The following is a 12,352-nucleotide window of genomic DNA, read 5'->3' as shown; positions in this document are numbered from 1 at the left end:
ACCCGGGCCGCCGTGTCGGTGGGGCGCGGCGGGATCCGCTCGGAGCGGGCCTCGGTGTCGGCCAGGCCGGCGCTCTGGAGCCTGCGGCGCAGGAGTTCGCGCCTGCGGGCCGCGAGGTCGGCGGTGGGGGTCTCCGTCACTGGTCATCGCCTTTCAGGAGCCGTTCCAGGTACGTGGTCCAGAGCCCGGCCAGCCGCTGGATCTCCGGTTCCGTGAAGAGCCGTTCCGGCCACTGCCAGCACACCGAGAGTTCCGTTCCGGTGATGACCGCGTCGACGACGAGGGCGTAGGGGGCGGGCATCTCGGGGTCGGCGCCGCTGCCCATGGCCCCGGTCTCGGGTGCGCTGGTGAATACGGGGCCGGTGTCGCGTCGCTCGCCCATCGTCATCCGGCCCAGGTAGTTGAACTGGACCTGCGGTTCCGGGAGTTGGGAGAGCTGTGCGGCCGTCTCGGGGAGGAGGTGGCGGAGCAGGCCGTAGCCGATGCCCTTGTCGGGGAGGGCGGTGAGTTGGTCGCGGACACGGCGTACGTGGTCCGTGTCCCTGGTGCCCGGGTCGAGCCGGACCGGGTGGACGCTGGTGAACCAGCCGAGGGTGCTGGACAGGTCGGCGCCCGGTACGAGGTGTTCCTCGCGGCCGTGTCCCTCCAGGGCGACGAGGAGGGATCGGTCGGGTGTGTCACGCCAGGCAGGGACGGCGAGTGCGAGAGCGGTCAGCAGGACCTCTTGGACGGAGGCAGCGGTCAGGGGCGTCGTGAGATCCGGGCCGACTGTGGTCCAGTGCCTGCGGATCGTGGCCCTGGTGTCCCGGGCCGGGTCCAGCGGCCCGACTCCGAGCGGCGGTTCCGGTTCCTCCAACACACCTTTCCAGAAGGCGAGTTCGTTGGATCGACTCGGCGCCAACTCTTGCAACGCCCGAGCCCACTCCCGGAAGGGGGTGCCTGCGGGCGACAGTTCCCTGCCCTCCCAGGCGGCGGCGAGGTCGGCGACCAGAACGCCCCAGGACGCCGCGTCGGTCACCAGGTGGTGCAGCACCACCAGGAGCCGCCCCTCACGACTACCGCCGGTGTCGAACCACAGGAACCGCGCCATCGCCCCCGCCGCCGGGTCGAGCTCGGCCACCAGCTCGTCCATGGCCTCCGGTACGAGGGTGCCGATCGCCGTGTGGTCCAGGCGCTCGGCGTCGATCCGACGTGCGCAGTCGGCGGCGCGGGCGGTGCCCGCGGGCGCGGCGTGGAAGCGCCAGGAACCGTCCGGGGCGGGGGTGAAGGTGGAGCGGAGCAGGTCGTGCCGGTCCAGGACCGCCTGGACGGTGCGGTGGAGGCCGTCGAGGTCCATGCCGGACGGAGTGCGCAGGAAGCGGGCCTGGCTGAGGGCGTGGAAGGGGCCGTTCTGCTCGGTGAGCCAGGCCAGGACGGGGGTGAGGGGGATGTCGCCCACTCCGGCATCGGGGTCCGGGTCGCTCGCGCGGTGCTCGGTGGGGCCCGCGCGTTCGGCGAGTTCCGCGATCGTGGGGCGCTCGAAGACATCGCGGGGCGAGATGGCGAGACCGGCCGCTCGCGCCTGACTGACCAGCCTCATCGACACGATGCTGTCTCCGCCGAGGGCGAAGAAGCTGTCGTGTACGCCGACCGTGTCCAGCCCGAGGACCTCGGCGAAGAGCGTGGCGAGCTTCGATTCGACCTGGTTCCGGGGTGGCTGCGCGGCCGGCCCGGCGGAGCGGGAGGGTGCCGGGAGCGCGGCGGTGTCCAGCTTGCCGTTGAGGGTGAGCGGGAAGCCGTCCACCGGGATGAACGCCGACGGCACCATGTAGTCGGGCAGTACGGCGGCCACGGCACGGCGCAGCGACTCCGACGTGCCGTCGTCGGGCTCGGCGGACGGGACGACGTAGGCGACCAGGCGCCGTACACCAGGGGTGTCCTCGCGGACGACGACCGCCGCCCGCTCGACCAACTCATGCTCCAGCAGGACCGCCTCGATCTCGCCGGGTTCGATCCGATAGCCCCTGATCTTGACCTGGTCGTCGATCCGGCCCAGACACTCGACCAAGCCGTCGTCGGTCCAGCGGGCGATGTCGCCGGTCCGGTACATGCGCGTGCCGGGTCGGTCGGCGAAGGGGTCGGCGACGAAGCGGGCGGCGGTGGCGAACGGTTGGCCGAGGTACCCGCGGGCCAGTCCGGCGCCCGCGATGTAGAGCTCGCCCTCGACTCCGACGGGTACGGGGTTGAGGTGGCCGTCGAGGATGTAGAGGGTGCCGCCCGCCACGGGACGGCCGATCGAGGGGCGCTCGCTCACGGCGAGGTCGCAGTCCGCCGAGTCGACGGTGCATTCGGTGGGGCCGTAGAGATTGTGCGCGGCGAGGCCGTCGGTTTCGCGCAGGATGCGCCAGAGGTCGGGGGGTACGGCCTCGCCGCCCACGCCGAGCACCTTGAGCTGGGCCTGCCAGTCGCCGCCCTGGGCGACGAGTTCCCCGAGCAGGGACGGGGACAGTTCTATGAACTCGATGCCGTGGTGGGTGAGGAAGTCCCTCAGCGCGGCGGGGTCCCGGCGGACGTCCTCCGGGACCATGTGCAGTTCGTGTCCCGCGAACATCCACAGCATGGGCTGCCAGGAGGCGTCGAAGGCGGTGGGCCAGGCGTGGCCTATGCGGAGGGGTTTGCCGGTGGCTGTGGAGGCGGGGGTGTGCAGGGCGGCGTTGTGGGCGGTGAAGAGGTTGACGATGGCTCGTTGGGGGATGACGACGGCCTTGGGGCGGCCGGTGGAGCCGGAGGTGTAGATGACGTAGGCGGGGTTTTCTGGGAGGAGTTGGGTGTCGGTGAGGTTGGAGGGGGTGGTGTGGGCGAGGCGCTCTCGGGTTTCGGGGGCGTCGAGGAATACGAAGGGGGTGGGTGGTGATGTCGGGGGGCGACTGCGGGTTGTATGTGGCTGGTCGCGCAGTTCCCAGCGCCCCTTGGGCAGCGTCGCAGTCGTTGTTATGAGCGCGACCGGGCGTGCGTCCTCCAACATGCCCTCGATGCGGTCTTCTGGCCACGCCGGGTCCAGTGGCAGATAGGCCGCCCCTGTCTTCTGGATCGCCAGGATTGCGGTCATCGTGTCCGGGGTCGGGGGCAGGGCGAATGCCACGATTCGCTCCGGACCCGCACCCAACTCAACCAGCAGTCGGGCCAGTTGATTGGCGGCGGTGTTCAACTGGCCGAAAGTCAGACTCCGCCCCTCCCCCACCACCGCCACCGCGTCCGGCGTCCGGGCCACCTGTGCCTCGAAGATCTCCGGCATCGTGCGATACGGCACCGGCAGCCGCTCCCCGACCCCGCCCGCCAACAGCGCCGAGCGCTCCTCGGGCGCCAGCACGTCCAACTCAGCCAAAGGAGCGTCCGGATCAGCCAGTACGGCCGTCAGCAAGCGCTCAAATCGACCCGCCAGCCTCTCCACCGCCGCACGCCCATAACAGTCGGGCCGGAACTCGAACACCACACCCAGCTCACGTTCGGCCAGCACCGCCAAGGTCAGCGGATAGTGCGTGGCACCCGACCCCTTGACCTCGACGATCCGCAACCCGGCGGACGCCTCGGCCGCCGCCACCGATGCCTCGTCGATCGGGTAGTTCTCGAAGACCAGCAGGGTGTCGAAGAGGTCACCCGCCCCGGCGAGCCGCTGGATCTGCGTCAGCCCCAGGTGCTGATGGTCCATCAACCGGGACTGTTCGTCCTGGAGTCGGCGCAGGAAGGCCCCCGCCCGCTCCCCCGGCGGTACGGCCACTCGCACCGGCACCGTGTTGATGAACAGGCCGATCATGGACTCGACGCCGGCGAGTTCGGCGGGGCGTCCGGCCACCGTCGCCCCGAAGACCACGTCGTCCCGGCCGGTGAGGCGCGCCAGCAGCAGGGCCCACAGGCCCTGGACGACCGTGTTGACCGTGACGCCCCGACTCCGAGCGAACTCCTGCACCCGCGTGGTCAGTTGCTCGGTCAGCCGCAGCGTGTGCAGCTCGGGCGGCACCGGGACCAGACCTGCCGACGTCGGTGACAGCATCGTCGGTGTCGCCCCGGCCAGGGCCGCGCGCCACGCGTCGGCGGAGGCCTCGCTGTCGCGCGAGGCCAGCCAGGCCAGGAAGTCGCGGTACGGGCGTACGGCGGGCAGCGGGGGCGTGGTGCCGGGGGCGAGCTGGGCGGCGTAGAGCTGGAGGAGTTCGCGGACGAGGAGGGGGATGGACCAACCGTCGAGGAGGAGGTGGTGGTTGGTGAGGATCAGGAGCCAGCGGTCGGGGGCGCGGCGCACGAGGGTCAGGCGTAGGAGGGGTGGGTCGGTCAGGTCGAAGCGGGCGGTCGCGTCTGCGGCGATGAACTCCGCCTCGTCGCCCTGCCTCTCCGCCCAGTGCACGGGCACCTGCTTCAGCACCACCTGCACCGGGTCGTCCAGGTCCTCGTGCAGGAAGGCGCTGCGCAGGTTGGCGTGTCGGGCGAAGAGTTCCTCGGCGGCCGTGCGCAGGAGTGCGGGGCGCAGGGGGCCCTCGATCTCCACCAGGGACTGCATGGTGTAGACGTCCTGGGCGCCCTCGTCGAACAGGGCGTGGAACAGCAGGCCCTGCTGGAGCGGGGAGAGCGGCAGCACGTCCTCGACCAGGGAACCGTCGTCCCCGGGTGCCTTGCTCATCGAGTCCTCCACCTCGCCTTGACGTTGTCGAGCTGCGACTGGCTGAGGGACACCAGTGGGGCGCCGTTCGGGGTGAACTCCTGCGGCGCGGGGGCGGTTTCGTCGGGCAGGGACCAGGCGAGGCCGGCCGGGGTGCGGTGGGTGAAGATGTCCCGGGGCGCCAGGGCGAGTCCGGCTCTGCGGGCGCGGTCGGCCAGCCGGACCGAGACGATGCTGTCGCCGCCGCGTTCGAAGAAGTCGTCGTGGACGCCGACCCGGTCGAGGCCGAGCACCTCGGCGTACAGTCCGCAGAGCACCTTCTCCGGTTCGGTGCGCGGCGCTTCGAAGGTGGCTGCCGTGTCCGTGAAGTCGGGGGCGGGCAGGGCGCGACGGTCCAGCTTGCCGCTGGGGGTGAGGGGCAGCTCCTTCAGGATCACCACCGCCCAGGGGACGAGGTGAGCCGGGAGCCGCTCGGCGAGGGCCCGGCGCAGGGCGAGGGCGTCGAGGGACGCTCCTGCGATCGCGACGACGTAGGCCACCAGGCGTCGCGGTGCCGGGCCGCTGTCCTCCCTGGCCACGACCGCGGCCCCGCCGACGCCCGGCAGCGCGCGGAGCGCCGCCTCGATCTCGCCGGGTTCGACGCGGAAGCCCCGGACCTTCAGCTGGTCGTCGGCCCGGCCGAGGAACTCCACCGTGCCGTCGGCCCTGAGTCTGGCCAGGTCGCCGGTGCGGTAGAGGCGGCTGCCGGGTGGGCCGTAGGGGTCGGCGACGAAGCGTTCGGCGGTGCGGGCCGGTTGGTCGAGGTAGCCGCGGGCCAGACCGGCTCCGGCCAGGTACAGCTCGCCGGTCGCGCCCACGGAGGACGGCCGAAGGAACGGGTCGAGGACGTGGACGCGGGTGCCGGCTATCGGCCGGCCGAGGGGCACCGCGCCCTCCCCGCCGTCGTGGATGTGGATCAGGCTGTCACCGGCCGCCTCGGAGCAGCCGTAGAGGTTGATGAGCCGGGCATGCGGCCAGCGTCGCGTGAGGGCGGCGGCCAGTTCGCCCGGGAGGGTCTCGCCGCTGGAGATCCAGGTGCGGACGGTGGCGAAGGCGTCCCGTGGGGCGGATTCGACGAGGGTGGTGTAGAGGCTCGGGACCGCTGTGAGGAGGGTGGCGCCGTGGCGGTCGGACAGTGCGGCGAGGGCCTTCGGGTCACCGGTCGCCTCGTCGTCGGCTAGTGCGACGGCGTCTCCGGCGACGAGCGCGCCGAGCAGTTCGGTCAGGCCGTCGATGAAGCTCAGGGGGCTCTTGGAGACGCGGACGCCGGTGGCGTCCGACCCCAGCTCGCGGCCCCAGTGCAGACGGTTGGCCAGGGCTTTCTGGGTTCCTATGACGCCCTTGGGGCGGCCGGTGGAGCCCGAGGTGAAGATGACGTAGGCCGGGTGGTCGGGCGAGAGGGGTGGTCGTGGCCCCGGGGCGGCCTCCGCATCCGGCGGGCAGACCGACTCCCGCCGGATGTCCAGTTGTCGGGCGTCTTCGCAGATCACCAGGTGGGGTCGGGCATCGTCGAGCATCAGCGCGATGCGGTCGCGCGGGTAGCCCGGGTCGACCGGCATGCACGCGGCTCCCGCCTTCAGTACCGCGAGGAGTGCGATGACCAGGTCGGGGCTGCGCGGCAGGGCCACGGCGACCACGGACTCCGGTCCGGCGCCGCGAGCGAGAAGGGCGGCCGCCAACCGGTCGGCCCGGGCGTCGAGTTCGGCGTAGGTCAGCGTGGTGTCGCCGTGGAGGACGGCGGGGGCGTCGGGGGTGCGGGCCACCTGGTCCTCGAACAGGGCGCGGACCGTGGGGTGCGGGATCTCGTCGGGGGTCGGGGGTTCGATGGCCGTACGGGGGCCCAGTCGCGCGACCGGGGTCGCCGGGTGCTGGATGAATTCGCTTATGAGAGTGGCCAGTTGGTCTGCGATGCGACCGACCGCCTCGCCGTCCAGCACGGACGGCCTGTGGCTGAGCGTCAAGGTCAGGCGGGGGCCGGGCAGGGCCGTGAGGGTCAGCGGGTAGTGGGTGGCGTCGTGGACCGAGACTCCGGTCATACGGAGGCCTTCGGTGCCGAGTGCCTCGGCGATGCCCTCGTCGTCGATGGGGTAGCTCTCGAAGACCAGCAGGGTGTCGAAGAGGACGGTGTGTCCGGTGGCGCGCTGGATGTCGGCGAGGCCGAGGTGGCGGTGGTCGAGGAGCGCGGACTGTTCGGACTGTAGGCGGGTGAGCAGGTCGGCGAGGGGTTCGGCGGGGCGCAGCCGTACGCGGACCGGCAGGGTGTTGATGAAGAGGCCGACCATGGATTCGATGCCGGGGACGTCGGCGTCGCGGCCGGAGACGGTGGCGCCGAGGACGACGTCCGTACGGCCGGTGAGTCGACCCAGGAGGATGGCCCACAGGCCCTGGAGCACGGTGCTGACCGTCACCCCGCGGGTCCGGGCGGCGGCGGTGAGCGCCTCGGTGTCCTGTTCCGGGAGTTCCCAGACGTGCCGGTGCGGTTCCTCGGCCGGGAGGTCCCTCGAGTCCGGCGCGATGAGTGACGGCTCGTCAAGTCCCGTCAGGGCGTTGCGCCATGCCTGTTCGGCGGCGGTGCGGTCCCGGCGGGCGAGCCAGGCCAGGTAGTCACGGTAGGGCCGTACTCGAGGGAGGGCGCGGTCGGAGGCGTACAGCTGGAACAGCTCCCGCACCAGGACGGGGGCGGACCAGCCGTCCCAGAGCAGATGGTGCGAGGAGATCACCAGGCGGTGGTCGCGCTCGTCGAACGTGACCAGCCTGAAGCGCACCAGGGGCGGCCTGGCCAGATCGAACCGCTGGGTCCGGTCCTCGGCGAGCAGTCGCTCCAGGGCCGCCTCGCGCTCCGTCGGCGGCAGCGCGGAAAGGTCGGTGACCTGCCAGGGGAGGTCCACCGTGCTCCTGATCACCTGGACCGGGCGCCCGGAGCGCCGTGTGCGGAACGCGGCCCGCAGGTTGGCGTGGCGGGCGAGGAGCTTCGCGACCGCCGCGCTCAGGCACAGCTCGTCCACCGGACCTTCGAGGCGGAGGGTCATCTGGCCGGTGTAGACGTCGTGGCCCTGTTCGTCGTACAGGGCGTGGAAGACCATCCCCTCCTGCATGGGTGACAGGGGGAGGACGTCCTCCACGACCGGGCGGCCGGCCATCAGTCCTCGGCCCGGCGCATGGCCTCGGCCAGGCTGCGCGGGCGCATGTCCGTCCAGTGCCGTTCGATGTGGTCGAGGCAGGCGGCCCGGTCGGCGGGGCCGTGCACGGTCGACCAGCCGTCGGGTACGGGGGCGAAGTCCGGCCACAGGGAGTACTGGCCCTCGTCGTTGACCAGGACGCGGAAGACGCCGCTGTCGTCGTCGAAGGGGTTGGCCATGGCTCAGTTCCTCTCCTGCTCGGCGGACGGACGTGGGGTGCGGTCGGTGAAGGTGCCGGAGAACTGGTCGTCCGCGCCCGGCACCGGTTCGGCCGGGTCGGCGCCGAGCGCGACGATCCGGTTGGCCTTGTCGACGTGCACGACCCGGGGTCGATGGGTGGGGCGCTCGGACTCGTCGAGTGCGGCGAAGGACATGATGATCACCAGGTGACCGGGGTGGACGAGATGGGCGGCGGCGCCGTTGATCCCGATGACGCCGCTGCCCCGCTCGCCGGTGATGGCGTAGGTGGTGAGTCGGGCGCCGTTGTCGATGTCGACGACCTGGACCGCTTCGCCCTCGACGATGTCGGCGGCCTCCATGAGGCCCTGATCGATCGTCAGGGATCCCACGTAGTGCAGATCTGCCTGGGTGACGGTGGCTCGGTGGATCTTGCCGTTCAGCAAGGTGCGGTGCACCATGACCCCCTGGGGAGATTACTTAGGTGAGGCTAACCTAAATCAACATGGCCGGGTGGGGAAGGACGGGTCGGGGAAGTGCGGGTCGGGGAACGACGGTCGTGGAAGAACTCCAGGAGCACCCGGTTCAGTTCGTCCGGCCGCTCCAGATAGCCGTAGTGGCCGCAGCCCTTGATCTCCTGGTACTGGGCGCCGGGGATGGCGTCGGCGACCTCACGCCCGAGGTGCGGCGGCAGGACGACGTCGTCCGCGAAGCCGACGACCAGACAGGGCACGTCGATCGCCCGGTACGCCGCGAGCCGGCCCGCCGGGACCTCCAGGTCCAGCTGGGCCCGCACGCCCGGACCTCGCCGCTGCGGGGAGAACTCGAAGAGCTCCAGCCAGTCCTGGATCTGCTGGTCGTCGTCCAGCGTGGCCGGGGACAGGTTCTGCAGGGCGCGGATCCAGGCGGAGTAGGCGGCCGGAAGCTCCAGTTCGCTGTCGTGCAGGGCTCGATCGGCCAGGGCCATCGCGGCACGCAGGGCGTCCGTGCGACCCCGGGTAGCCATCAGGACGCCCTGCCGGACGAGCCGGGGCCGGGCGAGCATCAGCTCCTGGACGACGTACGCCCCCATGGAGACGCCCACGAAGCGGCAGGGGGCGAGGTCGAGATGCTCGGCCAGCGCCGCCGTGTCGGCGACCAGGTCGTCGATCGTGAAGCCGTCCGGGCATTCGTCGGTCGGGGGGATCCCGCGGTTGTCGAACGTGACGACCCGGTATCCGGCGTCGACCAGGGCCGGCACCTGGTGAAGGTGCCAGACCCGGCCGCCGGAGCCCTGGCCCATCACCAGGACCACGGGGTCGCCGTCGCCGACGTCCTCGTACTGGAGCCGGATCCCGTTGATCCGCACGCTCGGCATGGTCCTCCGCCCTGTCGTCCTGAGGCTGTGTCAGTCGGCTGCCGGGGAAGCGTCGGTGGCGGCGATCGGATGGTGGCGGGCCTTCGCCCGCACGCAGGACGCCGACCTGGTCACGCCGCTGCTCGACATGACTCCCCTGCCTTCCTGGCACCGGGTCGACCGACCGACGCCACCAGGTCGCCCCCTCCCGACATCACACCCCCACCTTCCTGTCACCGCGTCAATCGGCCGCCGGAGAACGCTCCACCGGTGCCGCACTGTCATCCCCGTCCACGTCCGCGGGTCGGCTCAGCGTCGCCTTGCGCAGGCCCGGCATGGCGAGCGCCAGGGCGCCCACGCCCGCCAGGCAGATGACTCCGCCGAGCACCACGGCGCCGCTGGAGGAGCCGAGGGCCCTGGCCACGAGGCCCGCCTCGACGTTGCCGACGGAGGGCCCGGCGGTGGCCTGGGCGAGCCAGAGGCTGCCGACCCGGCCCTGGAGCCGGTCCGGTGTGTAGTGCTGGAGCAGGGCACGGCGCAGGATCTCCGAGGCGGTGTCGCCGAGTCCGGCGAGGCCCAGGAAGAACAGCGCGGACCACAGGTTGGGACTGAGTCCGAAGCAGGTGATCGCCACGCCCCATACCGCGACCGCGCCGATGAGGGCCCGTCCGGTGTGGTGGATGCGTCCGGTCCAGCCGCTGGTCAGCGCACCGAAGAAGGAGCCGACCGCGGGGGCGGTGTAGAGCAGGCCCACGGTGGAGGGGCCGCCGCCGAAGTGCTCGGTGCCGAGTTCGGGGAACAGCGCGTACGGCATCGCGAAGACCACCGCGCACACGTCGATGAGCAGCAGTCCGGCGACCACCTGGTTGCCGCGCAGGAAGCGCAGCCCCTCCCCCATCGCCTTCAGCGGATGCTGTGCCTCGGCCCGTCCCTCGGGGGCGAGCTTGGGCAGTGGGGCGAGCAGGGCGAGGCCGATGACGTAGATGGCCGCGTCGATGGCGAAGCACCAGGCGATGCCGGGGCCGGCCGCGATCACGCCCGCGAGCGACGGTCCGACCATGCCGCCGAGTTGGGCGGTGAGGGTGGTGAGCGCGCCCGCCGCGGCCAGCTGTCCCGGCGTCACCAGGGCCGGGGTCGCGGCCATCAGGGCCGGGCCGCCCAGGCCCGCGGTGACGCCCGCGAGGACGGCCGCCACGAACACGAACCATACCTGCGGGTCGGGCAGCGCCGCGTTCACCGCGAGCCCGGCGATGCCGACCGCGGTCACGGCCCGGGTGCCGAGCATGATCCGGCGCCGGTCGACCCGGTCGGCGAGCAGCCCGCCGGTGACCAGGCCGACCAGCAGGGACAGGCCCAACACCAGGCTCATCAGGCCGACTTGGACCGAGGACCCGGTGAGGGTGTAGATCTGCAGGCTGGCCGCCACCGAGGTGAGGTGGGTGCCCACCATGGAGATCGCCTGGGTGGCGAAGATCAGCCTGAAGTCCCTGCTGGAGCGCAACGGCGCTACATCTACTACTACTTCACCCAGTTTCACGCGCGCCCCTGGCCCTCTGCCGGAACGACGTAGGGGGCGACGCTGCGCAGTTTCTCGCAGGTCTCCTCCAGTTCGCGGGCCGGGGTCGAGCCGGCGAGGATACCGGCGCCGGCCCGCAGCCAGGTGCGGCCGTCCTCCTCGTAGATGCTGCGCAGCACCAGCGCGGCGTCGAGGGATCCGTCGCTGCCGGCCCTCAGGACCGCTCCGCTGTAGATGCCGCGCGGTTCCTTCTCCAGCCGGGCGATGCAGTCGTAGGCCTGGGACTTGGGGATTCCGGAGGCGGTCACGGCGGGGAACACCGCGCGCAGGACGTCCCAGGCGGTGGCGGAGTCGGCCAGCAGACCGTGCACGCTGGAGCCGAGGTGCTGCACGCTGCCGCGGCTGCGGACGCTGAGCAGGTCCCGGACCGAGACGGTGCCCGGCCGGCACACGGTGGCCATCTCCTCCTCGGCGAGTTTGACGGAGAGCACGTGTTCGGAGATCTCCTTGGGATCGGCGAGGAGTTCGGCGCGCAGCCGCTCGTCCTCACGCTCGCCGAAGCCGCGGGCGCGGGTCCCGGCGAGGGGCTGGGTGACGACCTCGCCGTCGGCGCCGACCTCGGCGACGGTCTCGGGGCTGAATCCGGCGACCCGGCGCCCGCCGAGGCTCAACAGGAAGGAGCGGGCGGGGGTGTTGTGCGAGCGGCCGTGGACATAGGTGGCGACGAGGTCGACCGGGAAGGGCACGTCCACGGACCGGGAGAGGATGACCTTCTGCAGGTCGGAGGTCCGTATCTCCTCGATGGCCTGGGCCACCATGTCGGGGTAGCGGCCCTCGGTGTCCGATACGTCGATGGGGCGGGGTACGGGGGTGGGGCGGGCGTCGACGCGGCCGAATAAGCCGGTCAGCGCCTCCAGCGTCTCGTCGTCGGCGCTGCGGATCAGGGCGCCTTGCCGGCCGAGCCTGATCTCGCTGTGCGGGACGACCAGATGGAGCAGGTCGTCGTCGCCCGCGCGGTCGGGGCGGCCGGCGTGGAGGTGGGAGAACTCGAAGGCCATCCAGCCGTAGGCGTTCCAGCCCGCCACGGCCATCCGGTCGAGTTCCTCATGGACTTGGTGCAGAGGTTGCGGCCCGAGGGGGGCCACGGTCTCCTCGTCGAGCCATCGGCGGCGGATCTCGGAGCGGCCGATCCGGATCTCACCGAGCGCTCCTCCGGCGAACCAGACGTCGCCGTTCTGTTCGTAGATCACGTACTGGTCGAACAAGCCCGACTCCGCCAGTTTCGCCGCCAACTGGACGGGGTCTCCCGGCAGTTCCGTCTCCGCGCTCCGATAACGCAGCAAGGACCTACCTCCCTGGACTTAGGTTAACCTAACCTAATTCACAACAGACCCTAGCCCCCTCTGCGCGGTGCCGTCCAGATCACACCCCAGGCTTGACCGCGTCGACTCATTAGGCAAGCCTTTCCTAAACAG

At 71.5% G+C, this 12,352-nt stretch carries 7 protein-coding genes; all 7 read right to left on the bottom strand.

The genetic code is table 11. The features are described from left to right. Positions 1 to 136 precede the first annotated feature (136 nt). The gene (locus tag IE325_RS22260; RefSeq protein ID WP_229911924.1) at positions 137 to 4,651 is read right to left on the bottom strand and encodes a non-ribosomal peptide synthetase; all 4,515 of its coding nucleotides are present in this window, start codon (positions 4,649 to 4,651) and stop codon (positions 137 to 139) included. Continuing rightward, positions 4,648 to 7,809, bottom strand: coding sequence for a non-ribosomal peptide synthetase (locus tag IE325_RS22255; RefSeq protein WP_190071763.1), 3,162 nt, complete (start codon positions 7,807 to 7,809; stop codon positions 4,648 to 4,650). The genes IE325_RS22260 and IE325_RS22255 overlap by 4 nt, the downstream gene beginning before the upstream one ends. Next, a complete protein-coding gene (locus tag IE325_RS22250) occupies positions 7,809 to 8,027 on the bottom strand; it encodes an MbtH family protein (protein WP_190071762.1) in 219 nt (72 codons plus the stop codon). Before IE325_RS22250 ends, IE325_RS22255 begins: the two co-directional genes overlap by 1 nt. A gap of 3 nt (positions 8,028 to 8,030) precedes the next feature. After that, positions 8,031 to 8,486, bottom strand: a complete 456-nt coding sequence (gene panD / locus IE325_RS22245) for an aspartate 1-decarboxylase (protein WP_373315197.1) — start codon at positions 8,484 to 8,486, stop codon at positions 8,031 to 8,033. 29 nt (positions 8,487 to 8,515) lie between these two features. Beyond that, on the bottom strand, positions 8,516 to 9,382 hold the full coding sequence (locus IE325_RS22240) for an alpha/beta fold hydrolase (protein ID WP_190071761.1): 867 nt from the start codon (positions 9,380 to 9,382) through the stop codon (positions 8,516 to 8,518). 220 nt (positions 9,383 to 9,602) lie between these two features. Continuing rightward, entirely contained in the window at positions 9,603 to 10,898 is a 1,296-nt protein-coding gene (entS, locus tag IE325_RS22235) for an enterobactin transporter EntS (protein WP_190071760.1), read from the bottom strand. Further along, positions 10,895 to 12,220: a salicylate synthase gene (locus IE325_RS22230; RefSeq protein WP_190071759.1), complete on the bottom strand. Its 1,326-nt coding sequence runs from the start codon at positions 12,218 to 12,220 to the stop codon at positions 10,895 to 10,897. Before IE325_RS22230 ends, entS begins: the two co-directional genes overlap by 4 nt. Between the last annotated feature and the right edge of the window lie 132 nt (positions 12,221 to 12,352).

Source organism: Streptomyces lanatus (assembly GCF_014655715.1).
Taxonomy (GTDB): domain Bacteria; phylum Actinomycetota; class Actinomycetes; order Streptomycetales; family Streptomycetaceae; genus Streptomyces; species Streptomyces lanatus.
This window is presented reverse-complemented; position numbering and strand designations above follow the sequence as displayed.